21 protein-coding genes and 1 pseudogene are annotated in these 24,887 nt (G+C 60.5%); 2 read left to right on the top strand and 20 right to left on the bottom strand.

Going from position 1 to position 24,887, the window contains the following annotated elements:
- Positions 1-10: 10 nt before the first annotated feature.
- On the top strand, positions 11-784 hold the full coding sequence (locus tag AC1DIS_RS22250; RefSeq protein WP_019649661.1) for an enoyl-CoA hydratase: 774 nt from the start codon (positions 11-13) through the stop codon (positions 782-784).
- Between the two features lie 108 nt (positions 785-892).
- Here the strand turns inward: AC1DIS_RS22250 and AC1DIS_RS22245 are convergent, their stop codons facing one another.
- The 11 genes and pseudogenes from AC1DIS_RS22245 to argH all read right to left on the bottom strand — a co-directional run bounded on the left by AC1DIS_RS22245 (position 893) and on the right by argH (position 12,674).
- Positions 893-2,044, bottom strand: a complete 1,152-nt coding sequence (locus AC1DIS_RS22245) for an acyl-CoA dehydrogenase family protein (protein WP_477743128.1) — start codon at positions 2,042-2,044, stop codon at positions 893-895.
- A 3-nt stretch (positions 2,045-2,047) separates the two neighbouring features.
- A complete protein-coding gene (locus AC1DIS_RS22240; protein WP_477743127.1) occupies positions 2,048-3,154 on the bottom strand; it encodes an enoyl-CoA hydratase/isomerase family protein in 1,107 nt (368 codons plus the stop codon).
- A gap of 345 nt (positions 3,155-3,499) precedes the next feature.
- Positions 3,500-4,195: an HPP family protein gene (locus AC1DIS_RS22235; RefSeq protein WP_477743126.1), complete on the bottom strand. Its 696-nt coding sequence runs from the start codon at positions 4,193-4,195 to the stop codon at positions 3,500-3,502.
- 160 nt (positions 4,196-4,355) lie between these two features.
- Positions 4,356-5,534 carry an MFS transporter gene (locus AC1DIS_RS22230; protein ID WP_477743125.1) on the bottom strand — a complete coding sequence of 393 codons (1,179 nt, stop codon included), beginning with the start codon at positions 5,532-5,534 and terminating at the stop codon, positions 4,356-4,358.
- 55 nt (positions 5,535-5,589) lie between these two features.
- A complete protein-coding gene (locus AC1DIS_RS22225; RefSeq protein ID WP_477781084.1) occupies positions 5,590-6,933 on the bottom strand; it encodes an MmgE/PrpD family protein in 1,344 nt (447 codons plus the stop codon).
- 14 nt (positions 6,934-6,947) lie between these two features.
- Positions 6,948-7,835, bottom strand: a complete 888-nt coding sequence (locus tag AC1DIS_RS22220) for a polysaccharide deacetylase family protein (protein ID WP_477745488.1) — start codon at positions 7,833-7,835, stop codon at positions 6,948-6,950.
- Positions 7,828-8,676: a polysaccharide deacetylase family protein gene (locus AC1DIS_RS22215; protein WP_018929139.1), complete on the bottom strand. Its 849-nt coding sequence runs from the start codon at positions 8,674-8,676 to the stop codon at positions 7,828-7,830. The genes AC1DIS_RS22220 and AC1DIS_RS22215 overlap by 8 nt, the downstream gene beginning before the upstream one ends.
- A gap of 77 nt (positions 8,677-8,753) precedes the next feature.
- Entirely contained in the window at positions 8,754-9,578 is an 825-nt protein-coding gene (locus AC1DIS_RS22210; protein ID WP_028940620.1) for an ABC transporter substrate-binding protein, read from the bottom strand.
- Between the two features lie 39 nt (positions 9,579-9,617).
- Complete coding sequence (locus AC1DIS_RS22205) at positions 9,618-10,382, bottom strand: amino acid ABC transporter ATP-binding protein (RefSeq protein WP_018929141.1); 765 nt, start codon at positions 10,380-10,382, stop codon at positions 9,618-9,620.
- Positions 10,383-10,392: 10 nt separating this feature from the next.
- Positions 10,393-11,163: pseudogene (locus tag AC1DIS_RS22200) on the bottom strand (amino acid ABC transporter permease); the annotation flags it as partial.
- Positions 11,164-11,246: 83 nt separating this feature from the next.
- Positions 11,247-12,674 (bottom strand): argininosuccinate lyase, encoded by a 1,428-nt coding sequence (gene argH / locus AC1DIS_RS22195; RefSeq protein ID WP_477781081.1) that lies wholly within the window; start codon positions 12,672-12,674, stop codon positions 11,247-11,249.
- Between the two features lie 328 nt (positions 12,675-13,002).
- Between argH and AC1DIS_RS22190 the strand changes: the two genes are divergently transcribed.
- Positions 13,003-13,968 (top strand): LysR family transcriptional regulator, encoded by a 966-nt coding sequence (locus AC1DIS_RS22190; RefSeq protein ID WP_064617794.1) that lies wholly within the window; start codon positions 13,003-13,005, stop codon positions 13,966-13,968.
- A 142-nt stretch (positions 13,969-14,110) separates the two neighbouring features.
- On the opposite strand, the gene AC1DIS_RS22185 is transcribed toward AC1DIS_RS22190, so the two are convergent.
- Genes AC1DIS_RS22185 through arnB form a run of 9 tightly spaced genes read right to left on the bottom strand, consistent with a single transcriptional unit; the run spans position 14,111 to position 24,524 of the window.
- On the bottom strand, positions 14,111-15,733 hold the full coding sequence (locus AC1DIS_RS22185; protein ID WP_477781080.1) for an ArnT family glycosyltransferase: 1,623 nt from the start codon (positions 15,731-15,733) through the stop codon (positions 14,111-14,113).
- A complete protein-coding gene (locus AC1DIS_RS22180; RefSeq protein ID WP_018925828.1) occupies positions 15,706-17,085 on the bottom strand; it encodes a UDP-glucose dehydrogenase family protein in 1,380 nt (459 codons plus the stop codon). Before AC1DIS_RS22180 ends, AC1DIS_RS22185 begins: the two co-directional genes overlap by 28 nt.
- Positions 17,082-17,495, bottom strand: a complete 414-nt coding sequence (gene arnF, locus AC1DIS_RS22175; protein WP_019578860.1) for a 4-amino-4-deoxy-L-arabinose-phosphoundecaprenol flippase subunit ArnF — start codon at positions 17,493-17,495, stop codon at positions 17,082-17,084. Before arnF ends, AC1DIS_RS22180 begins: the two co-directional genes overlap by 4 nt.
- Entirely contained in the window at positions 17,492-17,836 is a 345-nt protein-coding gene (gene arnE, locus AC1DIS_RS22170) for a 4-amino-4-deoxy-L-arabinose-phosphoundecaprenol flippase subunit ArnE (RefSeq protein WP_018925830.1), read from the bottom strand. Before arnE ends, arnF begins: the two co-directional genes overlap by 4 nt.
- A complete protein-coding gene (gene arnT, locus AC1DIS_RS22165) occupies positions 17,833-19,488 on the bottom strand; it encodes a lipid IV(A) 4-amino-4-deoxy-L-arabinosyltransferase (RefSeq protein ID WP_064617798.1) in 1,656 nt (551 codons plus the stop codon). Before arnT ends, arnE begins: the two co-directional genes overlap by 4 nt.
- A complete protein-coding gene (arnD, locus tag AC1DIS_RS22160) occupies positions 19,485-20,369 on the bottom strand; it encodes a 4-deoxy-4-formamido-L-arabinose-phosphoundecaprenol deformylase (RefSeq protein ID WP_477743121.1) in 885 nt (294 codons plus the stop codon). The genes arnT and arnD overlap by 4 nt, the downstream gene beginning before the upstream one ends.
- A complete protein-coding gene (gene arnA, locus AC1DIS_RS22155; protein WP_477781079.1) occupies positions 20,369-22,363 on the bottom strand; it encodes a bifunctional UDP-4-amino-4-deoxy-L-arabinose formyltransferase/UDP-glucuronic acid oxidase ArnA in 1,995 nt (664 codons plus the stop codon). The genes arnD and arnA overlap by 1 nt, the downstream gene beginning before the upstream one ends.
- Entirely contained in the window at positions 22,360-23,379 is a 1,020-nt protein-coding gene (gene arnC, locus AC1DIS_RS22150; RefSeq protein WP_018925834.1) for an undecaprenyl-phosphate 4-deoxy-4-formamido-L-arabinose transferase, read from the bottom strand. Before arnC ends, arnA begins: the two co-directional genes overlap by 4 nt.
- A complete protein-coding gene (arnB, locus tag AC1DIS_RS22145; RefSeq protein WP_018925835.1) occupies positions 23,376-24,524 on the bottom strand; it encodes a UDP-4-amino-4-deoxy-L-arabinose aminotransferase in 1,149 nt (382 codons plus the stop codon). The genes arnC and arnB overlap by 4 nt, the downstream gene beginning before the upstream one ends.
- Positions 24,525-24,887: the final 363 nt, after the last annotated feature.

The following is a 24,887-nucleotide window of genomic DNA, read 5'->3' as shown; positions in this document are numbered from 1 at the left end:
CAATAAAGAGCTGAACTACGAAACGATTTTGCTGGAAACCCACGGCCGTGTCGGCCTGATCACCCTCAACCGTCCGCAAGCCTTGAACGCGTTGAATGCCCAAATCGTCAGTGAACTGAACCACGCCCTCGATGGCCTGGAAGCCGATTCGAACATCGGTTGCATCGTGCTGACCGGCTCGAAAAAAGCCTTCGCCGCCGGTGCCGACATCAAGGAAATGGCCGAGCTGACCTACCCGCAGATCTACCTCGACGACCTGTTCAGCGACAGCGATCGCGTGGCCAACCGCCGCAAGCCGATCATTGCCGCGGTCAACGGTTTCGCCTTGGGCGGTGGCTGTGAACTGGCGCTGATGTGCGACTTCATCCTGGCCGGCGACAATGCAAAGTTCGGCCAACCGGAAATCAACCTCGGCGTCTTGCCGGGCATGGGCGGCACCCAGCGCCTGACCCGCGCCGTGGGCAAGGCCAAGGCCATGGAAATGTGCTTGAGCGGGCGCTTGATCGATGCGGTGGAAGCCGAGCGTTGCGGGATCGTGGCGCGCATCGTGCCGGCGGATGATCTGGTGGACGAAGCGCTGAAAGTCGCGGCGCTGATTGCGAAGAAATCACTGCCGATTGCGATGATGATCAAGGAAAGCGTCAACCGCGCCTTTGAAGTCAGCCTGTCGGAAGGCGTGCGTTTTGAACGCCGGGTATTCCATGCGGCGTTTGCCACGCAGGATCAGAAGGAAGGGATGGCGGCGTTTATTGCCAAGCGTGAGGCCGAATTCCAAGGCAAGTGATGTAGCGTTCTCACGGACGTATTCGCGGGCAAGTCGGATCGCCGCACCGCTCGCGCCTACAGAGGATATGCATTCCCCTGTAGGAGCGAGGCTTGCCCGCGAAGCTTTTTAGATCAGGTAGTTCTTGAGTTCCCGGGCAATCACCATCCGCTGTATCTCGCTCGACCCTTCATAAATCTGCGTGATCCGCGCATCCCGGTAGTAACGCTCCACCGGGTAGTCCTCCAGATACCCATACCCGCCATGAATCTGAATCGCCGACGAGCAGACTTTCTCCGCGATCTCCGAGGCAAACAGCTTGGCCTGTGAAGCCTCCGACAGGCACGGCTTGCCGGCACTGCGCAAGCGCGCGGCGTGCAGGATCAACAGGCGCGCGGCGTTCAGTCGGGTCTGCATGTCGGCCAGCATATTGGCGATGCTCTGGTGTTCGATGATCGGCTTGTCGAACTGCACCCGATCCCGCGCGTAAGCCAGCGCCGCTTCGAACGCCGCACGGGCGATGCCCAGGGCTTGCGCAGCGATGCCGATACGGCCGCCTTCGAGGTTGGAGAGGGCGATGGCCAGGCCTTTGCCGCGTTCACCCAGCAAATTGGCTTCAGGGACGGTGCAGTTGTTCAGGGTGACGGCGCAGGTGTCGGAAGCGCGGATGCCCATCTTGTGTTCACTGCGGTCGACGATGAACCCCGCTGTTTCGGTCGGCACCAGGAATGCCGAGATGCCACGCTTGCCCAACTCCGGATCAGTCACGGCGAAAACGATTGCCAGCTTCGCCCGTTTGCCGTTGCTGACGAATTGCTTGGCGCCGTTGATCACCCACTGGCCGTCGCGCAGTTCGGCGCGGGTGCGCAGGTTATGGGCTTCGGAACCGGCTTGCGGTTCGGTCAGGCAGAAGCAACCGATGGCCTGGCCGCTGGCGAGGTCCAGCAGCCATTGCTGTTTTTGCTCTTCGGTGCCGTAATTCAGCACCGGCCCGCAGCCCACGGAGTTGTGGATGCTCATCAGCGCGCCGGTGGCGCCGTCACCGGCGGAAATCTCTTCCACCGCCAGCGCGTAGGCCACGTAGTCGACATAGGTGCCGCCCCATTCCTCGGGCACCACCATGCCCAGCAGCCCCAGTTCCCCCATCTTTGCCACCAGACCGTCATCGATCCAGCCGGCCTTTTCCCAGGCTTGTGCGTGGGGCGCGATTTCGCCGCGGGCAAAATCCCGGGCCATGTCGCGGATCATCACTTGTTCTTCGCTCAATTCGATATCGTGCATGGCTCAGCTCCCGCTCTGGTCAAACCCGGTGAAAAAACTCGCGACGTGCTCGGCGTCCAGCGCCTGCAAGGTCGGCGGGTTCCAGCGCGGGTTCTTGTCTTTGTCGATCAGCAAGGCGCGCACGCCTTCGATCAGGTCGCCACGTTCGAACCACTGGCGATCCAGGTGCAGTTCGAGGGCGAAGCACTGCTCCAGGCTCAGGTGCCGACCGCGCCGCAGCATTTCCAGGGTCACGCCCATGGCCAGCGGTGAACGGCTTTCCAGCAAGTCGGCGGTGGCCATGGCCCACTCATGGCTGTCGGCGACGGTCACTGCACGCAGTTGTTCCACCATACTCGGCACATCGGGCAGGGCGAAGAAGTGGTCGATGACCGGCCGCAGCGCCGCCAGCGGCGCTACCGGCAGTTGCTGCACGGCGAGTTTCGCCAGCGCGCCTTGCAGGTCCTTGAGCGGGGTGTCGTGCCATTCCAGATGGTCGAGTCGCTCGTCCAGCTCGCCCAGTCTGGCGCTCTCCAGATACCAGTCGGCCAGGCCGCAATAGAGCGCATCGGCGGCGCGGATCTGCACCCCGCTGACGCCGAGATAGATGCCCAGCTCACCGGGAATGCGCGGCAGGAAGTAGCTGCCGCCGACGTCCGGGAAATAACCGATGGCCACTTCCGGCATCGCCAGACGGCTACGCTCGGTGACCACCCGCAAATCGGCGCCTTGCACCAGCCCCATGCCGCCGCCCAGGACAAAGCCGTCCATCAAGGCCAGGACCGGTTTGCGGTAGTGATGGATCGTGAGGTCGAGGGCGTATTCCTCGACGAAGAAATCTTCGTGCAGCGTGTCGCCGCTTTTGAAGCTGTCGTACAGCGAGCGGATATCGCCGCCGGCACAGAAGGCTTTCTCGCCAGCACCGCGCAACACTACCGCATGCACCTGCGGATCCTGTGCCCAGGCATCGAGTTGCTGTTGCAGGCTGCGGACCATGTCCAGGGTAATGGCGTTGAGGCCGGCGGGGCGGTTGAGGGTCAGGTGACCGATGTGATTGCGAACCTCGGCCAACACTTCGTTTTGCGTGGCATCCATGGACGGTGTCCCCGGGGATGAAACCTGAGCAGTCATCACTAACTCCCTGCTTTTATTGTTCTTTATTGAGAAGCTCGCGCGCGAGCGATGCAGGATCGTAACAGTGCAAATTTGCCCTGTACAACCGAGATACGTGCAGGTTCTTTCTGCATTTTTACCTTAGTGCAAAATCAAAAGATCGCAGCCTTCGGCAGCCTGACTCCGTTTTGAATCAACCTTGAATTTGTGGCGAGGGGGCTTGTCGGATCGCCGCACCGTCCCGTTCGACTGCGCAGCAGCCGCAGATAAGGGCAATGAGGTATGCCTGGAAAAACTCGTTAGCAGGTTTTGGGGCCGCTTCGCGACCCAACGGGGGCAAGCCCCCTCGCCACAAAGATGCCTTCAGGTTCTGCTGCTCAGCACTTCACCGATACTGCGGCGCTTGGCATGCAATTCACTGGCATGAATCAACTGCTCGAGGTCTTCAGGGGTGACGTCGTAAAAGGCCTCCATGTCGGCGAGTGCCCGTCGCAGATCTTCGGCGGTGATCGCCTGGCTGTCGGCCGCGGGCATTAGCGGGGCCGGTTCGGCGGGACGCTTGGGGTAACGAATGCGCGTGAAGTTGTTGTACGCCAACGCGCTGAGCAGCATCGTCGAGCCACTGAGCATTACCGGGCCGAGGGCTTTCCAGTCCATGGCGATGGTCGTCGGGTCTGCCAGCACCATCAGCAGCGCCAGCGCCCCGGCGGGTGGGTGCAGGCAACGCAGCCAGCACATCAGAATCAGCGCCATGCCCGCCGCGAGGCAGGCGCTGCCGAGGGTGCGGCCGAGTACGTGAGCGACCAGCAGCGAGATCACCCCCGCGCAAAGGTAACCGCCAAGAATCGACCACGGCTGGGCCAGCGCACCCGAGGACACGGCGAACAGTAATACCGCCGACGCGCCCAACGGACCTATCAGATGCAGCGCCACGTCGATGCCGAACACCTGGCCGCACAACCAGACACTGAACATCGTCCCCATGGCCATGCCGATGGCGGCACGGCTCCATTCGGAGGGGCGGGTGTTGATGGCGGCGGGCAACCAGTGAGCGAGCATGACGAACATCGATCCTTTGACAAAAACCAGGGCAAAAAAAAGGCTTGTCCGGATACCCGGAAAGCCCTTGAAGTGGTTCCAACTATTGGGGGAGGAACGGCGCACAGTGTGCCGGTCATTACCGATACTGACAAATTCATATTAATGCAGCTTCAATGCATTATTTTTGCAGTATCGCGACGCGTCGACCGCTCATGAAACAGAGAAAACCACCCATCGCCGTCAACGCGCTCAGGGCGTAGAACATGGTGGGCGCGGGCATGTGCATCAGCAAGAAGCCGCAGATCACCGGGCTCAGCGCACCACCGAGGGCTGCGAGGTTCTGCGCGCCGTAGTAGCTGCCACGCAGTTCTTCCGGGGCCAGGGTGTCGACGAAGAGGAATTCGGCCGGGTATATGATCATTTCGCCGAGGGTGAAAATGAACATTGCGATGCACCAGCTCACCAGGCTGTCGGCCAGGCTGAAACCGATCAAGCCGAGGATGAACAGGCTGCTGCCGCCGACAATCCAGTAACGCAGTTGTTCGCGTTTGAGAAACCGGCCGATCTGGTATTGCAGCAGGATCACGCTGATGGCGTTGCAGGCGAGCAGGGCGGCCATGGTTTCCAGCGCTCGTTTGGAGTCGTGGGTCACCAGCAGGTATTGCGACAGGTACAAGGTAAAACGACCGTGGACCACGGTGCTGAGCAGGCAGCCGCAGGTGAACATGATCAGCGTGCGGTCGTTTTTCAGGGTGACCAGGGTTTTGAGAAAGCTTTGGGGCTGGCCGATGGCGGATGTCTGGGCCGGGTCCTTGGGAATGCCGCTCATCAGGAAAATGCTGAAGAACGCGATGCCGCCGGCGATCAGGAACGGCGCAATCGGGTACACGCCAGCGATCACCACGCCGAGCATCGGGCCGGTGGCGTAGCCGATGTTGGTCAGGGTGTAGCGCAGCGAAAAAGCCTTGGCGCGTTGGCCCATGGGCAGGTTGTCGCTGAGAATCGCCTTGGACCCGATCAGAAACAGCGCCGAGGCGGTTTCGGTGATCACCAGGGTCGCGGTGGTCAGGTAGAGGTTTTCGGCAAAGGTCAGCAGCACGAAGCCGATGGCACTGGAGAGCATGGCCAGGATCAACAGCCGACGCTTTTCGAGGCGGTCGATGATGTAACCACCATAGAGCGCGAGCAGGGTGGCGATGAACACCGCAATCCCGAGCAGCAGGCCGACGTCCTGTTGGTTGAGGCCGAGCTTGGTGCTCAGGAACAGCGTGAGCAACGGGCTGGTGATGGCGCGACTGACGACGATGGTCAGCGAGCAGATCATCAGCCGGCGGATAACGAGGGAGTAAGTGGCCACGATGGGGCAAATGTCCTTATTCAGATTCTGTGGTGTTCGACGCGCAACGCCAGGCTCAACTCAGCCACCGATCARGCGCCCGAACCGACTCCAGTTCTTCCAGCCGCCACAACTGCTCCAGCAGCTCTTTTGCCTGCTGTAGCGGTATCACCCGCTCGGCCAGGCTGAAGAATTTCTCCTCCAGCGCCCCATCACTCAGCGGATTGCCCGGCGCCCCCAACGGCACCTCAACGCACAGGCTTGCTTGCCGACCGTCCACGGTCCGCACGCTGACCATAGGCTCGCCATCCTCGGACAGTTGCGGGTCGACTTCAAGGCGAATACGCGACATCCAGTGCGCAATCCGCGGGTGGCGGCGCTGTTCATCGTCGTAGGCTTCCAATCGGCAATGCCCATGGAGCAGCCGGGCCGCCAGGGCATAACGCAGGCTCATCTGCGCCGCCGGCAACGTGCTGACGTCCTGGCCACCGCACATGTCTTGAAGGAATCCGCACAGCGATACCTGAACGTCCTCGACCTGCTCGGCGCTGACCTGCAATTGATCGAGCAACAGGCCCAATGCGTCGATCGCCGAATGGGTCCCACGGCAAGCCGCATAGGGCTTGATCGAGCAGCGCGCGAGTTTCCATACGTGGCCCAGTTCGGCGTCCAACGCCTCGGGCGCGGCGGTGTCCGCCGCGAGGGTCTTGAGGAAACCGCCCCAGACGTCATCGAACAGTTTTGTCGGGCCGGTGATGCCTTGTTGAGCAAACCGCGCGGCCAGCAATCCACCTTCGGCGGCGCGTCCGCTGTGGAGTCTTTTGCTTTGCGAGCCGTCATGGATAAACGCCCACAGACCACCACTGAAGCTGCCGGCGATGCCCAGTGCCGACAAGGTTTGTTGTGCATCCAGCCCCAGAATCCGTGCACTGGCCGCCGCCGCGCCAAACRCTCCGCACGTCGCCGTGGAGTGCCAACCGGCGCCGTTATGGGCCGAGTAACTGCCGCAGGCTTCGAGCACCCGACGGCCGATTTCGTAGCCGATCACCACCGCAGTGATCAGTTCGCGGCCGTCTACTGGCTTCGTTGACATCGACAGCGCCGCCATCACCGCCGGCAGCACCACCGCGCCGGAATGGTCGCAGCCGCCGGTATCGTCCAGCTCCAGGGCATGCGCGGCGATACCGTTGAGCATGGCGGCTTGCGCCGCGCCGACTCGTTGATCGGTGCCCCAGACCAACGTGCTGCCGGCTTCCCCCTTGAACACCTGATGCGCCTGTCTGGCGACATCGCTGCCGGCCCCGGCCAGGGCTGCGCCGAAGGTGTCGAGAATGTGCCGCTTGGCCTGCTCCACCAACGCGGCGGGTAAATCTTCGAAGCGCGTATCGACGCAGAACTGCGCCAACCGCTCCATCCGCATGCCCGCCTGATCTTTCATACGCCGTAATCCCGATAATGCCGCTCATATACAGCCGCCGGATGATCCTCGGTCACTGGCGCCGCCGACTCTGCCCACCACTGAGCCACTTCGGCACCGGTGGCGATCCACACGTCATCGTGCTGCTGAATGCTTTGCAGCAACTCGCGCAACACGCCGATCCGCCCTGGCGTGGCGATGATTTCCGGGTGCAGCCGCAGCACGTAACACAAGCCGAACCGGTGAAACCCGGCGAAGTCCATCTTCAGATTGCCAAGGGTGTGGCTGTAAGAGGCGATGCGCGATTGCGCCGGTGGCACCGCCGGGCTGAGGTTGAAGGCGAAATAGGGCTCGTCCTCCAGTTCGTAGTGCAACGGCAGTTCGATCACCTCGGGCGCCGTCGGGTGAGCGAAGGGCAAATCATCGCCGCGCCATGACGAGGACCAACGGATACCGTGCTCGCGCAACGCCTCGATGAAGCCGGGTGCGCCATTGCCGGCGGGAATGCGAAAGCCTGTCGGACGCTGACCGGTCAGCGCGCTCAAGGCCGCGCAGCCCTTGGCGATTTCGGCGCTTTGCTCGGCCAGAGTCAGGTGGTCGTAGTGCTGATGGCGGTAGCCGGCGCAGGCAATCTCGTGCCCGCCGGCCTGGATCGCCCGGAGGTGTTGCGGGTTTTCCTCGGCAACGATGCCGGGCACGAACCAGCTGCTGGAAACCCCCAGTTCTGCGAACACGCCAAGCAAACGCTCGACCCCGCGCTGGGTGCCGTAGCGCCACACCGACAAGGTCTTGTCGCGCCCGGCGACTTCCGGCGCCTGGGTGAGGATGCCGTGGATGTCGTTGTAATCGACGGTCAGCACCACGGCGCAGCGGTAGCCGTTGGGCCAGACAATGGAATCAGCCATGGTGATGCTCCTTCAGCCACCAGTGGGCGACATCGCGGCAGGTGGCGAACCACACGTCATCGCGTTGGCGCATGTGTTCGAAGAGTTTTTCCAGTAACAGGATGCGGCCCGGTTTGCCGGTGATCTTGGGATGGAACAGGGTGGTCAGGCACAGCCCTTCAGCCATGGCGCCATCGAACTCGCGGCACCAGTTATCGAGGGTCAGTTCGTAGCTGGCGGTTCGGTCCAGCCCGGAAGGGAAGTCCGGTGCGCGGGTGTAGGCGAGGGAGGCGTAGTCGTCCATTTCCCAGCGGCCGGGGATTTCCACCAGTGGTGTATCGAAGCCCGGCACCTTGACCAGGTAGGGCCGGTCATCGCCGCGCATGCTGCTGGAATAGGTCACACCGGCTTCCACCAGCATGGCCGGCGTTTCGGCCCGCCAGTCGCCGGACGGCGTGCGGAAACCTTCAGCGCGGATGTTCAGGTACTTCCAGAACACCTCGCGGGATTTGTGCATCACGTCCTTCTGCTGCTCCAGCGTCAGGGCGTAAAAAGATTCGTGTTTGTAGCCGTGATAGGCCACCTCATGCCCGCGCTCGACAATCGCCTGGCACTGTTTCGGCCAGTTCTCCACGACCCAGGCCGGAACGAAAAACGTGGTCGGGATGCGGAACTCATCCAGCAGATCGAGAATCCGCGGCAGCGCCCGATAGGGGCCGTAACCGCCGAAACCGAAATACTCGGGCTTGCGCCAGATCGAGCCGTTAAGCATGGCATCGCCGGTGGGGCCATCGAGGTCGAAGGCCAGGGCGAGGCAGGCCTGGTGCTGGTCGGGCCAGGTGGGTTGCAGCGAGGAGGACATCGTATGGCGCTCCAGAATTAATAGTTGAAACACCCGTAGCAGCAGCCTCGCAAGCTCGGCAGCTGCTACGAACCGTGTTATTTCCCGGCGTTGATGGTCACGGTCTTGATCGCGCCCAGTTCCAGGTCCCATTTCTTCAGGATCGCCTGGTAGCTGCCGTCGTCGATCATGCTTTGCAACGCGACTTTCACCGCTTCGCTCAGCTCAGGTTTTTTCTTGCTCACACCCATGCCCGAGAACTGCTTGGAGATCGGCAGTCCCACGGTTTTGTACATGTCCTTTTCCTGGGTCTTGAGGTACGGCAGGGTTTCGCTGCCTTGCATGGCCGCGTCGATACGGCTCTGACGCAGTTGCGCACGGGCGTCGGCCGAGCCTTCGGTGCCGATCACGTTGATCGCRGGTTTGCCGGCGGCTTCGCAGTTTTCCTTGCTCCACGCGGCGATTTCCGCCGGGAAGGTGGTACGGCGGCTGGTGCCGACTTTCTTGCCGCACAAGTCGACGATCTCGTTGGTGTCCTTGTTTTTCTGCAAGGTGTAGAACTGCGGACCGCTGGTGAAGTAATCGACGAAGGTCACGCTGGCCTGACGCTCGGCGGTGTCGGTCATGCCCGAGAGCACCATGTCTACGCGGTCGGTCGTGAGCGCGTTGATCATTTGCTCGAAGCCGGTTTCCTGCCATTTGATCTTCACGCCCAGACGTTCGGCCAGGGCGTTGCCCAGGTCATAGTCAAGGCCGGTGAGGGTGTTGGTGGCCGGGTCCTTGAAATCCATCGGCGGGTAGTTCGGCATGATCGCAACAACGATCTCGCCCTTGTCCTTGATGCTGGCCGGCAACTCGGCAGCGAAGGCGAAACCGGATGCCAGGACGCTGGCAAGTACTGCAGGGATGACTAGGTTCTTCATGGTCGTTCTCTTATGAGTGTTGTGAGCGCCAAAGGACGCTTAGGTTCGAACGGCAGAAATGAAGCTTTGGGTGCGTGGGTTTTGCGGACTTATTAGTATTTCTTCGGGGCTTCCAGCCTCCACGATCTGCCCGCCGTCCATGAACACCATGCGGTTGGAAACCTCGCGAGCGAAGCCCAGTTCATGGGTGACGACGATCATGGTCATGCCGGTTTGCGCCAGATCGCGCATCACCGACAGCACCTCTCCGACCAGTTCCGGGTCGAGTGCCGAAGTGGGTTCATCGAACAGCATCAGCTTGGGGCGCATGGCCAATGCACGGGCAATGGCGACACGTTGTTGCTGACCACCCGACAGTTCGATCGGGTAGCTGTTGCGCTTGTCGGCCAGGCCGACGCGAGCGAGCAGTTCCACGGCTTCTTCGTGCGCCTCTTTGGGCGAACGCTTGAGCACCTGGCACGGCCCTTCGATGATGTTTTGCAGCACAGTCATGTGCGGGAACAGGTTGAAACGCTGGAACACCATGCCGGTGGCCAGGCGCTGGCGGGCGATCTGCGACTCGTTGAGCTCGTGCAGTTTGTTGCCGACGATCCGGTAACCCACCAGTTCGCCGTCGACCCACAGGCCGCCCTTGTCGATTTTTTCCAGCTGATTCACGCAACGCAGCAGGGTGCTTTTGCCGGAGCCGGACGGGCCGATGATGCACAGCACTTCGCCTTGCTCGACTTCGATGTTGATGTCCTTGAGCGCGTGGAAATGGTCGTAATACTTGTTCAGGCTCACGGCCTTGACGATGCTTCTCATGTTGGGCTCCTCAAGAACGCTTGCCGGCGCCGCGAGCGAAACGACGCTCCAGACGGCTTTGACCAAAGGACAGCACGGTGACCGTGGCCAGGTACCAGATACCGGCAACGATCAGCAACTCCATCACGCGGGCGTTGGCGTAGTAGATGTTCTGCGCGTTGTAGAGCAGTTCCGAGTACTGGATGACGCTCGCCAGGGAGGTCATTTTCACCATGCCGATGAATTCGTTACCGACCGGCGGAATGATGATCCGCATGGCCTGGGGCAGGATGATCCGGCGCAGCGCTTGCAAGCGCGGCATGCCGATCGACTTGGCGGCTTCGTACTGGCCGGTGTCCACCGACAACAGGCCGGCACGCACCACTTCGGCGGTATAGGCGCCCTGGTTGATGCTCAGGCCGAGGAGGGCGGCTACGAAGGGCGTCATCAGGCTCACGGTGTCCATTTCGAACAGGCCGGGGATGCCGATGGTGGGGAAGATCAGCGCCAGGTTGAACCACAGCAACAGCTGCAGGATCAGCGGCGTGCCACGGAACAGCCAGGTGTAGGTCAGCGCCACATAGCGCAGGATCGGGTTGGCCGACATGCGCATGATCGCCGTGATCACCCCGAAGACAATGCCCAGCGCCATCGCCAGCACCGCCATGACGATGGTGTTGAGCAAGCCCCACATGATCGCTTGCGAAGTGAGGAACTGGCCGATGTACGACCATTCGATCTTGCCTTCGGCGAAGGCCCGCACCAGGCCGACAATGGCGATGACAATGACGGTAGCGAAAAAAGGCGATGGAGTGTCAGTCGACATCAATTCAGCTGACACACCATCGCCAGCAAGCCGGCTCCTACAAGGTTTTGCGTTGTCTATCAGAGGCGGAAGCCCTGATAGTTCTCGGTCCACGCTTGCTGCGCGGCGAGGGCGGTTTTCAGTCGGCCGATCTGCTCGCGCACCTGTTGCGGTGCGGTGCCACCCCAGCCACTGCGGGCGGCGATAGCCGCTTCGAGGGTCAGGCTCTCGCGCACCTCAGGCGTCAGGCGCGGATCGATCTCGGCCAGCAGCGCCGGCGAGGCTTCCCACAGTTCGATGTCATGTTTCTCACAGGCCTGGACCAATGCGCCGGTGATTTCATGCGCTTCCTTGAACGGCACGCCGCGTACCGCCAACCAGTCGGCGACTTCAGTGGCAAGGGTGAAACCCAGCGGTGCCTGACGGCGCAGTTCTTCGACGTTGACCTTCATGGTCGCGACCATCCCGGCCATGGCCGGCAGCACCAGCAGCAGGGTGTCGACGCTGTCGAGCACGCCGTTTTTGTCTTCGCTCAAGTCACGGTTGTAGGACAGCGGCAGGGATTTGAGCGTCGACAGCAGACCGGTCAGGTTGCCGATCAAGCGGCCAGCCTTTCCCCGGGCCAGTTCGGCGATGTCCGGGTTTTTCTTCTGCGGCATGATCGAACTGCCGGTGGCGTAGGCATCGTCCAGTGCGACCCAGCGAAATTGCCGCGACGACCACAGGCAGAATTCTTCGGCGAGGYGGGAAATGTTGATCCCTAGCATGCTGGCGATAAACAGGAATTCGGCGACGTGATCGCGGCTGGCCACGGCGTCGATGGAGTTTTCGCACACGCCGCTGTAGCCCATTTCCTTGGCTGACTGCTGGGGCAGGCGAGCGATGGCGGAACCGGCCATGGCCGCTGCACCCAGTGGCGACAGCGAGGTGCGCGCGTCCCAGTCCACCAGGCGCTGCACATCGCGCAGCATCGATTGGGCGTGGGCCAGCAAGTGGTGAGCGAACACGATCGGCTGGGCTTGTTGCAAGTGAGTGAAACCCGGGCAGATGCTCTCGACGTGTTGCTCGGCCTGTTCCACCAGCGCTTGCTGCAAGGCCAGCACTTCAACGGCCAACGTACGGACGTGATCACGCAGGAACAGCCGCAGGTCGTTGGCGGTCTGGTCGTTGCGCGAACGGCCGGCGCGCAGCTTGCCGCCCAGTGCGCCGAGGCGTTCGGTCAGCAGGCGCTCGATGAAGGTGTGCACGTCTTCGTCGTCCAGGGTCGGCGCGATGTTGCCGGCACGGAAGTCATCACCGATGCCCTGCAGGGCGTCGAGCATGGTCTGGGTTTCCTGCTCGCTCAGAAGGCCGGCTCGCTGCAACTCCCGGGCATGGGCCTTGGAACCGGCGAGGTCATATGGGGTAAGGCGAAAGTAGCGCTCGGGGCAACGGGACAGCGCCGCCAGAGCTTCAGACGGGCCGCTCTTGAAACGGGCACCCCAGAGACGGTCGGTGGTTTGAGACATTGTTGTTTTCCTCGTCGTTGCTCGGAAGTTAATAGTTAATCTGGTGTGATGCCGAAGAGCTTCGCGGGCAAGCCTCGCTCCTACAGGTCGAAAAAAATTCAACCGGGCGTAGTTAGGCCAAAGCAGTGTTCAAGAGGGCAGTTGCGAAATGGCGAGAGCTGATCGAAGTGTCAGCTTTTAATAGTTCGAAATCAGTGAGTTGGCACTGATCGGCGGGATTTATTAACGGTTGCCAAGCCTTGTTTTCTGTGTTCATTATTATTAGCCAGCACTGTTTTTGTTGTTGGACACAGGTTGTTGAATAGGGCGCCAGAGGTAAATAAGCATTATGGAAACCCCACTTTCCAATTCCGGAAACCCGCCGTTAAAAACGGTACATCGGGCGCCGTTGGCCCTCAGCGGCCTGGACTTCAAACTGCTCAAAGTATTCAAGGCCGTGGTCGAGGCTGGCGGCTTCAGTGCGGCGCAGAATGAGCTGAACGTGGGCTTGGCGGCCATCAGCAAACAGATTTCCGACCTTGAGATTCGCATCGGCATGCGCCTGTGTACCCGGGGGCGGGAAGGGTTTCACCTGACCGAAGAAGGGCGCCTGGTGTATCAGGCGTCGATCGATTTATTTGCCTCGGTCGATAACTTTCGTGATCGGCTTAGTTCGGCGCAGAATGAACTTATTGGCGACCTTGGGGTGGGCGTCATTGATAATACAATTACGGACTCGAATTCTCCGTTAGTTGCGGCGCTTAGAAGAATAAATGAAGAGTCGCCGAAAGTAAGATTTCAACTTCAGGCCTCCCAGTTAGATGAGGTGGAAAGAGGTGTGGTCGAGGGGCGGTTAGTGGCCGGGATCGTGCCGGTTTATCAAAAAAGAGAAGAGTTCGATTACTTCCCGCTGTATGAAGAACGCTCGTATGTGTATTGCGCCGTCGGTCATCCACTGTTCTCGGTGCCGGAGGCGGACATGGGCGGCAATGTGCTGCAGGATTACGAGTGCATCAACCACCGCTACGCGATCCATCGGGACAAACTGAACTTTGCCCGCTACGACAGCTTTTCCGCTTCGGCGACTCAAGTGGAAGCTGTGGCGCTGCTGGTCAAGACGGGGCGTTTCGTCGGTTTTCTGCCCGAGCATTACGCGGCAAACCTGGTGGCTCAGGGACAGTTTCGGGCGGTGCGTCCGGACCTGATCAACATCGTCACGCCGTTCAATCTGATCCTGCGCCACAACACTGTGCGCAGTCCGTTGGTGAAGGCGTTTGCCCAGTCGCTGGGGGTGGATTTGAAGGCGCCGGTTTAACCTCAAACGTAGGCGTTCAAGTGTGGTTAACAGTAACTAAAGGACAATACATGGATACGCAGGAGCTACTGCAGGCTGCGATCTTTGATCTTGCTCTTCAGCAACATCGAAACCATCAAAAGATCGCAGCCTACGGCAGTTCCTACAAGGGCGGCGTGTGCAGCAATACGAAATCGTTCTTATCGAAACGTCCGCTCAATACCGGTGGCTGGGCACCCAGCGGAGTGCCTTGCAGGGCGTTGTAGTCGTTTCGGTCCATCATCAGCCAGGCCGGCCCCGAGAGGGCTTCCAGTTCCTGTGTCGATTCGGTGAACACCGGTTGAAAGTCCTGCTCGATATTGACCATGAACTTGATCGCCTTGGCGTCTTTGCCCATGCCGTGCAGCACCAACGGCGCCGGCGCTTTTTGAATCTCTGCGAACGCGGCTCGACTGAAGGCTTGCGTGTCGTAAAGCTGACGTTCGACCGGTTCATACACCAGGATATAAACCGACCACAGCGCCAGGACTGCGCAACAGGCCAGCACCTCGGCTCGCCAGTGAGCGCGGAACCAAGCCGCCAGTGTGATGACTTGCAGAGCCGCAAGCACGATCAATACCGGCACAAAGGCAGGAGGTTGTGCTGGCAGACGCCGCTGAATGATCAGCAATGCGACAATCAACACCCCCGGTATCACCAGCCACAGCCCTTGCATCAAACCCCGCAACCAACCGAATACCCGACCTTGCGCCACCTGAAACGGGTACGCCGCAATGATCGCCGCCATGGGCAGCATCGGCAGCAGGTAACGGGCCTTTTTCGCCTGGGGAATCGATAAGCCAATCATCACGATCAACCCGGCCGCCGTGCAGTATTGCAACAAGCGTAATGCCGGACCTGCCTGCCGTGGGTTCGTCAGCCAGACCGCGGCCAATACCAGCAGTGCCAATGGATAAGCGAGCGCATAGTTGCCAAACGAAGCGGTGAAGTAATACAGCGAACCACTGACGCCTTCACTGCCGTCCATGCGCCCCATGAACTGCATGCGCACCACGTCATGCATGAAGGCCGTTCCACCACTGGCTTCGGCCAGCCACAGCAGCGCGCCGACGCACACCACCAACAACACCGCCGCCAACAGGCCAAAACCGAACAACCGTGACCATTGGCGATTGAGCAGGTAGTAGCTGCACAACATACCGGTGGGGATAACCAGCCCGATCGGCCCGCGAATCCCGAAGCCCAACAGCRGCAGCACAAAAATCAGCGGCCACCGACGGGGCATCGCGAAATGATCGGCGGCGTACCCAAGGTAGAACACCGAAAAGGCCACGGCCGCCAGCATCAGGTCCTGGGACACGGCACGGGTTTCAGTGACAAATGTACTGGTGAGCAACATCAACGCGATGCTCAGCAGCGCCCAGCGTGTGGAGCAGGGCGCGACCAACCGGTACATCAACGTGACGATCACCGCAGCGCCGATGGCAGTCGGCAACCACGCGGTGAGGCTATTGACCTGACCGAACGGCAGGGACAACAGCCAGACAAACACCGTAGACAGCGCCGAGTAATCGGCATAGGGCTGGCCATAGGTGGTCGGGAAAAACGACGGCCCGTGGCGCAGCATCTCCTGGGCGAACAGCACGAACCGCGAATCGAAACCGATTGCTGTTTGCTGATAGACCCCCGCGATGAACAGCATGAACGTCAGCAGCCCGAACCCTAAGGACTGCCGACGAATGCTGGGCGATACCGTACTCACGCGACGCCTGAGGCCGATGGCCATTGCTGAAGGGGAATTGGCAATTTGCGGGATTCACCACGGCCCATCGGGAAATACAGGAAGCCGCTGCGGGCCAGGCGCTCTGCGTCGTACAGGTTACGTCCGTCGAAAATCACCGGTGCATTCAGGCGTTGCTGGATCAGGTCGAAGTCTGGCGCCTTGAACTGCTGCCATTCGGTGCAGATGATCAAAGCGTCGGCACCCGAAAGGACTGATTCCGGCGTGCCCATGAGCATCAGCTTCGGTTCGTCAGGATAAAGGTGTTGGGTTTCCTGCATGGCTTCCGGGTCGAACGCCCGTACATTGGCCCCCGCAGCCCACAGCGATTCCAGTAGCACCCGGCTCGGCGCATCGCGCATGTCGTCGGTGTTGGGTTTGAAGGCCAGGCCCCAAACGGCGAAGGTCTTGTCGCGCAAATCACCCTTGTAGAACGCGTTGATGCGTTCGAACAATTTGTGTTTCTGCCGCTCGTTGATGGCTTCCACCGCTTGCAGCAGGTCGCTGTTGCAGTGGGCTTCTTCGGCACTGTGGATCAGAGCGCGCATATCCTTGGGGAAACACGAGCCGCCGTAACCGCAGCCGGGGTAGATGAAGTGGTAACCGATACGCGAGTCGGCACCGATGCCCAGCCGTACCGATTCGATGTCGGCACCCAGGTGTTCGGCCAGTTCGGCGATCTGGTTGATGAAGCTGATTTTGGTCGCCAGCATGCAGTTGGCGGCGTATTTGGTCAGCTCGGCGCTGCGCAGGTCCATGAACATGACGCGGTCATGGTTGCGGTTGAACGGTGCATAGAGGTCGCGCATCACGTCGCGCACTTCATCGCCTTCACAGCCGATGATGATGCGGTCCGGGCGCCGGCAATCGGCCACGGCCGAACCTTCTTTCAAAAACTCCGGGTTGGAAACGATATCGAACTGCAGCTGACGGCCGGCCTTGAGCAGGTACTGGTCGATATGGGCGCGCAGCGTATCGCCGGTGCCCACCGGCACCGTGGATTTCTCCACCAGGATCACCGGCTGTTCACGATGACGCGCGACCGCTTCACCCACGGACAACACGTATTGCAGATCCGCCGAACCATCCTCCCGGGACGGCGTGCCGACGGCGATGAACAGCACCTGGCCATGTTGCACCGCGAACTTTTCGTCCGAGGTGAAGTGCAGCCGCTTGGCATCCAGGCTTTCACGCACCAGGCTGGCCAGCCCCGGCTCGAAGATGCTGACGTGGCCTTGTTGCAGCAACGCAACTTTTTTCTCGTCAATGTCCATGCACACTACGTCATGGCCGACTTCAGCCAGGACGGCGGCTTGCACCAGACCAACGTAACCGCTACCAAATACACTGATTTTCATGATGCACTCCTAAGTTCGGGCGCGCGAGCAGGTCGAGAATTAATAGTAATGACCCCCAGGATGACCAGCGCCACTCCCAGGGTTTTTGAAAGACTGAAGGATTCGTTGAACAGTGGCAGGCTGGCGGCCAGCACATACACCAGCGCGTAGCTGATGCTCAGCAGCGAATAGGCCCGACCCAGCGGCACATCCCGCAGGGCCGCGAGCCAGGTGAGCATCGACACGGCATAGGCGAGGATGGCGGCCAGTACGACAATCACAGCGGGCATATCGACGCTGCCGCTGCTCAAGGCCGCTAACCACTGTTCGGGATGTGGCAAGCGAGTCATGCTCCAGCGCATGCCCAACTGCGCGGCGGTGCCCAGCACTACGCTGCCCATGGCAAAGGCGATTCCGCGACGCAGGCTCATGCGTGTTGCCCCAGCAACGCCACGCCACCAATCACCAGCGCCACGCCCAACCAGTGACGGCGGTCGATGACTTCGTGAAAGACGAAACGGGCGACCAGTGTGATCAGCACGAAATTCAGGCTGAGCATGGGATAGGCGATACCGACTTCGAGGCGCTGCAACACCAGCAGCCAGACCAGCAAGCCCAGCCCCAGAGAGGCGAGCGCCAGCCACAGCCAAGGCGAACGCAGTTTCTCGCCCCAACCCGAGGTCTTGCCACGCCAGCTTTCCACGGCGTACTTCTGGGCGATCTGGCCAAGGCAAGTCAGCAGGCAGGCGGTCAGGAGCAGCAACAGGCTCATGACGCATCCCGAGGGAAGATCAGGATCACCAGGTTGCCTTGTTCATAACGTTTGCCATCCTTGGGCAGCAGTTCGATTTCTTGCAGTTCGTCATCCCCTTTGACCCGCATCACCACGCCGACCGAACCACTCTGACGCGCTTCGCGCATCCACTGTTGCACGTGCTCAAGATCGACCCGCTGCTGTATTGCATCTGGATCAGGATAGTCGAGGCCGTATTTCAATTCGCCTATCGTGTTGTACAACGCCACCTCCGGGCGTTTCAAGCGCCAGGCCAGGGCCGAGGCAGCGCCCAGGTCGTTGCTCAACAGCTTGTCGGTCTGCGCCAGTTCCGGGGCGTGCTGGAGGATGAACTGGTCGGGCATCTTGTTAGCCACCACCGAATCCGGCATGCCGGCCGGCAGCACGCCGATCAGCAGCAAACTGCCAAAAGCCGGTGCCGCCCAGCATTGCAAGGGACGGAAGGCCTGCAGCAGGTTGGCCATGATCCAGCCGATCAACCCGATGAACACCAATACCAGGTTGTGCAGTTCGTGGGTGTACAGCGGTTTTTTCAGTTGCAGATAAACCAGCGCAATCAGGACGATCAGGCCCAGCGTCATGTTCAGCAGGCCATTGATCCCCAGCACCCGGCCTTGTTCCAGCTTCAGTCGGTCCGCCAGGGCATGGCCCAGCAACAACGCCAGAGGCAGCAGGCAGGGCATGATGTAGGTCGGCAGCTTGCCGTTGCTCAGGCTGAAAAACAGCAAGGGCATCAGCAACCACAGCAGCAGGAAAGCGATGTTGGCCTGACGCCGGGTCTGCCAGGCCTGTTTCAGCGCCGATGGCAGCAACGCCGCCCATGGCAGGCTGAACGCTACCAGCAGCGGCAGGTAGAACCACCATGGCGCATCGTGTTGGGCGTCATCCCCGGCGAAGCGGCGAATGTGTTCGTGCCAGAAGAAGAACCGCCAGTAATCGGGTTCCTGCGCGTGCACCGCCAAGGCCCACGGCAGGCTCACCGCGATGGCGACGATAATCGCCACCGGGCCGTAAGTCAGCAGTTCCCGCCAGCGTTTCTGCCAGAGCACCCAGGGCAGGGCGATCAACACCGGCAACGCCCAGGCGAGGAAGCCTTTGGTCATGAAACCCATGCCACAGGCAAGCCCCAGTACAGTCCAGCCGAGCAGACGCTGGCCACGGCTGGTGCTGTCCAGCGCAAACCACAAAGCCACCAGGCTCAGGTTTACCCAGAAGGTGAATTGCGGATCGAGGTTGGCGTAGCCGGCTTGCCCGGCGATGATCGCAAAGCTCATGTACAGCAGCGCACAGGCAAAACTCTTGCGCGGCTCGTTCCACAGCCGGTGAGCGATCAGGTAGCACAGCAACACGCTCAGCCCGGTGCTCAGCACCGAGGCAATACGTACGCCAAACAGATTGTCGCCAAACAGCGCCTGGCCGATAGCGATCATCCAGTAGCCCGCGATGGGCTTTTCGAAGTAACGCAGGCTCATGAAATGCGGCGACACCCAGTTACCGCTCAGGAGCATGTCCTGGCTGATCTGGGCGTAACGGGTTTCGTCGGGAATCCAAAGGCCGTGAGAGCCTAGCGGCAGCAGGTACGCCAGCGCCAGAACGACCAGTAATAACGGCAATGCCCAAGGTTTGCTCATGCGCCTTGAACCCCTAGCCAGCCTTCGCGACCCTCAAGAGTGCCGCGTACGACCCGGCCCTTAGGCAAGATGGCGGGGGCGTCGGGAAGCAAATTGCCCAAGGGTTGGAAATGAATATCACGTTGGCGAGCATCGGCCAATAATTGGCGAAAATCGTTGGCCATCAGAATCCCTTCTACTTCGGCATGGACAGTGTAGACATTGAGTTTTTGCGGGGAGAACCGCTCAAGAATGAAGGTGTTGAAGTCTTTGGCCGCAACGGTCGGGCCAACCACTTCGTCGAAGGTCGGCAGGTCCACCGGAATCTGCGGTGCGCCCAGACTACCATTGGTCAGGATTGGCTGGAACAGGTGCTGGCCCCGACAATCGCTGTTGTAGCGAAAGCCGAAACCTTGCTTGGCTTCGATCACACGCTCGTCCGCCCGCCAACCGGCGGAAGCCGAGCATTCGACTTTTTGGCCGAGGATGTCACTGAGGCTGTCGACGCCACGACGAATCTGCTCGATCAGTTGCGCCTGGCTCCAGCGTCCGGCATTGGCCTGCCAGCCGTGGTGATCCCAGGCGTGCAGGCCGACTTCATGCCCAGCCGCCTGGGCTTGACGCATCAGGTGCCCGAGGTCGCGACCGATCGGTTTGCCCGGCCACGCAGTGCCTGCCAACAAAATATCCCAGCCATACAGGCCGGCAGCGTTGGAACGAAGCATCTTCCAGAGAAACTGCGGACGGATAAGGCGCCACAAGTGGCGCCCCATGTTGTCTGGCCCGACGCTGAAGAAAAACGTCGCCTTGACCTGTGCTTCATCGAGCATTTCGAGTAACCGCGGCACCCCTTCACGGGTGCCTCGGTAGGTGTCGACATCGATTCGAAGGCCTGCCTGCATCAACGTTTTTTGTCCGCGATTTCGAGCATGGCCTCGCGCAGGAAGAAGTCCAGCGTGTTGCCGATGGTTTCCTTCATCTCCACGGTGGGTGCCCAGTCAAGCAGACGCTTGGCGTTGGCGATGCTCGGTTTGCGGTGAGACACGTCCTGATAGCCAGTGCCGTAGAAAGCCTTGCTTTCGATATCGCGGAAACCGGCGAATGGCGGGAAGTTGTCGCGCAACGGGTGAGCTTCGAACTGACGCAGCAGTTCTTCGCCCAGCTGACGAATGCTGGCTTCGTTGTCCGGGTTGCCGATGTTGATGATCTGGCCGTTGCAGACATCGTTGTCGTTGTCGATGATCCGCGCCAGGGCTTCGACGCCATCGGCGATGTCGGTGAAGCAGCGTTTTTGTTCGCCGCCGTCGAACAGGCGAATTGGCGTGCCTTCCACCAGGTTCAGGATCAACTGGGTGATGGCCCGGGAGCTGCCGATACGCGCCGAGTCCAGACGGTCCAGGCGTGGGCCCATCCAGTTGAAAGGGCGGAACAGGGTGAAGTTCAGGCCTTTCTGGCCGTAAGCCCAGATCACTCGGTCAAGCAGCTGCTTGGAGATCGAGTAGATCCAGCGTTGCTTGTTGATCGGCCCAACCACCAGGTTGGAGCTGTCTTCGTCGAAGTTGGCGTCCTGGCACATGCCATAGACTTCGGAGGTCGACGGGAAGATCACGCGCTTGTTGTATTTGACGCAGTAGCGAACCAGTTTCAGGTTCTCTTCGAAGTCCAGTTCGAATACACGCAGCGGATTGCGGGTGTATTCGATCGGCGTGGCGATCGCCACCAGCGGCAGGACCACGTCGCATTTCTTGATGTGGTACTCGATCCACTCCGAGTGGATGCTGATATCGCCTTCGACGAAGTGGAAGTTCGGATGGCTGCGCAGGCGCTCGATGGCGTCCGAGCCGATGTCCAGGCCGTACACTTCATAGCGGTCGTCACGCAGCAGGCGCTCGGACAGGTGATTGCCGATGAAGCCGTTGACGCCAAGGATCAGCACGCGGGTGCGACGCGGTGCACGGCCCGATTCGGCGCCACGCAGCACAGAACCGTCGACCAGCCCCAGCTCATTGGCCAGTTGTGGACCGCTGAGGTACAGGCCGTTGTCGTTGCGTTGGCCGGCGTTGACCACCAGCGAGTCTTCGCCGCAGGCGATGCGCAGCGGATCGACGCTGATAACCCGGCCCGGTGCCTGGCCTTCGTTGCCCTTGACGACATCCGCGCTCCAGACAATCAACTTGTGCTCGCCCACGGCACAGAACGCGCCCGGGTAAGGTTGGGTCACGGCGCGGACCAGATTGAACAGTTCTTCGGCAGGTTTACTCCAGACCAGTTTGCCGTCCGCCGGGGTGCGACGGCCAAACACTGTGGCTTTGGATTCGTCCTGTGGGGTTTCGCTGATTTTGCCCTGAAGCAAGGCAGGCAAGGTGTCGCGCAGCAGATCGCTGGCGGCCTGGCGCAATTTGGCGTGCAGGGTCAGCGCGGTGTCGGCGCGCTCGATCGCTACCCGCTCCTGGGCAATGATGGCGCCGGCATCGGCACGTTTGACCATGCGGTGCAGGGTCACGCCGGTCTCGGTTTCACCGTTGACCAGTACCCAGTTGGCCGGTGCGCGGCCACGGTAGCGAGGCAGCAACGAACCGTGCAGGTTGAAGGCGCCTTTGCTGGCCGTGGYCAACAGTGGTTCGCTCAGCAGGTTGCGGTAGTAGAACGAAAACAGGTACTCGGGATTGAGTTTGCTGATGCGCTCGATCCACAGCGGGTGGTTGGCGTCTTCCGGAGCATGCACCGGGATGCCTTTACGGGCGCACAGTTGCGCAACCGAGCCATAGAACGCATTTTCCTTCGGGTCATCGGGATGGGTGAACACGGCTGCAATCTCGAAACCGCTGGCAAGCAGGGATTCGATGCCGGCACAGCCAATATCGTGATAAGCGAAGACAACAGCTTTTGCACTCATGAGAGAACCTGATCTGAAGAAGTGGAAGTGAGACCGTCAACGGTGACAACGGGGGCAGGAGCAGAAGGGGTGCTACGTAAAACTTTTTCGATAAAGAACCGTGGACGTGCCCGGACGTCGCTGTACATGCGACCCAGGTACTCGCCCAGCAGGCCCATGCCAATGAATTGCCCGCCGGTGAAAACGAACAGTACGGCGAACAGGACGAACGTACCGCCGCCCGCCCAACCGGCGCCGAAAGCCATGCGCAGCACAATCAACGCGATGGCGAACAGCACGCCTAGGCCGGCCATGCCGAAGCCGACGATGCTCAGCAATCGCAGGGGCGTGGTCGTCATGCAGGTGATCAGATCGAACATCAGGTTGATCAGGCGCATCGGGCTGTATTTGGATTCGCCGTGTTCACGCTCGGCGTGGGTCACCAGAATTTCCGTGGTGTGCCGGGCGAAGCTGTTGGCCAGGATCGGGATGAACGTGCTGCGTTCGCGGCAGGCGAGCATGGCGTCGACGATGGTGCGGCGGTAGGCGCGCAGCATGCAGCCGTAGTCGCTCATGGCAACACCGGTGGAGCGTTGCACGGCAAGGTTGATCAGCTTCGACGGCCAGCGACGCAAGGCCGAGTCCTGACGGTTGTTGCGCACCGTGGCGACTACGTCATAGCCCAGTTCGGCCTGAGCCACCAGCCGCGGGATTTCTTCAGGCGGGTTCTGCAGGTCGGCGTCGAGGGTGATCACCACGTCGCCCTTGCATTGTTCGAACCCTGCCATGATCGCCGCGTGCTGGCCGTAGTTGCGGTTGAGAATGACCGCCACCACCGGGCTGCCGTCGAGACTGGCCGCCTCCTCGAGGATTTGCGCCGAGTTGTCGCGGCTGCCGTCGTCGACCAGCACAATTTCGTAGTCATGGTGCAGTTGCTGGCACGCCGCTTCGGTGCGCCGAAGCAACTCGGGCAGACTGTCCTCCTCGTTATAGACCGGGATGACGATTGATACGCAACGGATCGGATAAGGTTTCACAGGCTTCTGTCCAGTGTTTTTTCAATGGCGCCGACGACACGATCGACATCATCGGTGGTCATGTCGGGGAACAACGGGATCGAACACAGCCGCGCCGAGTTCCATTCGGTGTTGGGCAGGTAGATGTTGGGGAAACGCTGCCGGTAGTAAGTGTGCAGGTGGGTGGCGATGAAGTGAATACCTGTGCCGATGTTCTGTTCCTGCAACGCCTTCATGAACGCCTCGCGATCCAGCCCGCAACGTTCGGCGTCGATGCGCAGGATGAACAGATGCCAGGCGTGCTGTTGCGCATGGGCCGGAATGGCCAGCGGTTGCACCGGCAGGCCTTCAAGGCGTTGCAGGTAGGTCTGGGCCAGCTCTGTGCGCTTGGCGTTGATCGCGTCCAGGCGTTCCAGCTGAACCAGGGCGATGGCGGCATTGATGTCGGCCAGGTTGTACTTGAAGCCGGGTTCGATCACCTGGGCCTGGGGTTTGCGGCCGTGGGTGAGGCGGTCGTAGGCGTCGACGCCCAGGCCATGGAACTTGAGCATGCGTACCCGATTGGCCAGGGCTTCATCGTCGCTGACGAACATCGCGCCCTCGGCGCAGGTCATGTTCTTGATCGCGTGGAACGAGAAGATCGCCGTGCCTTGGGCGCCGACATGCCGACCTTTATAGAAAGTGCCCGCTGCGTGAGCCGCGTCTTCGATGACGGTGATGCCATGTTTGTCGGCCAGAGCGTAGAGCGGATCGAGGTCGAATGCCGCGCCGGCGTAATGCACCGGAATGATTGCCTTGGTGCGAGGCGTGATCGCCGCTTCGATGCTCTCCAGGTCGCTCATCAACGTGTCGCGGTCAACGTCGACGAAAACCGGCGTCGCACCGAGCAGGCAGATCATGTTGGCGGTCGACACCCAGGTCTGGGACGGAGTGATGACTTCGTCACCGGGACCGATACCCAAGGCCAACAAAGTAATGTGCATGCCACCGGTGGCCGAGGACAATGCGACGGCATGCCGACAGCCGACATAGTTGGCGAAGTGTTCTTCCAGTTGCTGGTTTTTCGGCCCGGTAGTGATCCAGCCAGAGCGCAGTACTTGCTCTACCGCAGCAATTTCTTCATCGCCGATACTCGGGCGAGAGAAGGGGAGAAACGCCTGACTCATGGGCACCTCGGAACTGAAAAAAAATAAGACTATCAGGCTTGAACGTTGGATCCAACATCAGCGTAGACGCTAAAACAAAAGCGGCATCAAGCAGTTGCCAGTAATTTGTGACAAATTACATCGGTTGACTTTGCTTGTCATGCCCGACGGGTTGGACGCTATCAAGACGCCATCTGTGATCCGTTGAGGGTAAGCGCGATTTTGTGAAAGGAACATGAAAAACCGGTAGGTGATTCGTTTTATTTCAAGCCCATACAGGCACTGTTCAGGCTTCTACCGGCTCATCGCATTTTTTGTAGGGAAAGGCGTACAGAAGTGTCTGCCTTGATGGACTTGCGCTGCATTGCTTAGTTGTTTTTTTGA

It is taken from the genome of Pseudomonas sp. 05N433 (assembly GCF_056396925.1).
Note: the sequence above shows the minus strand (reverse complement) of the source record. Positions and strands in the feature narration are given on the sequence as shown.

Coding starts and splice junctions, on each gene's coding strand:
- AC1DIS_RS22245 (WP_477743128.1), bottom strand. CDS start 2,044: ATGCACGATATCGAATTGAGCGAAGAACAAGTGATGATCCGCGACATG.
- arnF (WP_019578860.1), bottom strand. CDS start 17,495: ATGAGCCTGCGTCGCGGAATCGCCTTTGCCATGGGCAGCGTAGTGCTG.
- AC1DIS_RS22240 (WP_477743127.1), bottom strand. CDS start 3,154: ATGACTGCTCAGGTTTCATCCCCGGGGACACCGTCCATGGATGCCACG.
- AC1DIS_RS22220 (WP_477745488.1), bottom strand. CDS start 7,835: ATGGCTGATTCCATTGTCTGGCCCAACGGCTACCGCTGCGCCGTGGTG.
- arnD (WP_477743121.1), bottom strand. CDS start 20,369: ATGCAGGCAGGCCTTCGAATCGATGTCGACACCTACCGAGGCACCCGT.
- AC1DIS_RS22235 (WP_477743126.1), bottom strand. CDS start 4,195: ATGCTCGCTCACTGGTTGCCCGCCGCCATCAACACCCGCCCCTCCGAA.
- AC1DIS_RS22215 (WP_018929139.1), bottom strand. CDS start 8,676: ATGTCCTCCTCGCTGCAACCCACCTGGCCCGACCAGCACCAGGCCTGC.
- AC1DIS_RS22190 (WP_064617794.1), top strand. CDS start 13,003: ATGGAAACCCCACTTTCCAATTCCGGAAACCCGCCGTTAAAAACGGTA.
- AC1DIS_RS22180 (WP_018925828.1), bottom strand. CDS start 17,085: ATGAAAATCAGTGTATTTGGTAGCGGTTACGTTGGTCTGGTGCAAGCC.
- arnB (WP_018925835.1), bottom strand. CDS start 24,524: ATGAGTCAGGCGTTTCTCCCCTTCTCTCGCCCGAGTATCGGCGATGAA.
- arnE (WP_018925830.1), bottom strand. CDS start 17,836: ATGAGCCTGTTGCTGCTCCTGACCGCCTGCCTGCTGACTTGCCTTGGC.
- arnT (WP_064617798.1), bottom strand. CDS start 19,488: ATGAGCAAACCTTGGGCATTGCCGTTATTACTGGTCGTTCTGGCGCTG.
- AC1DIS_RS22205 (WP_018929141.1), bottom strand. CDS start 10,382: ATGAGAAGCATCGTCAAGGCCGTGAGCCTGAACAAGTATTACGACCAT.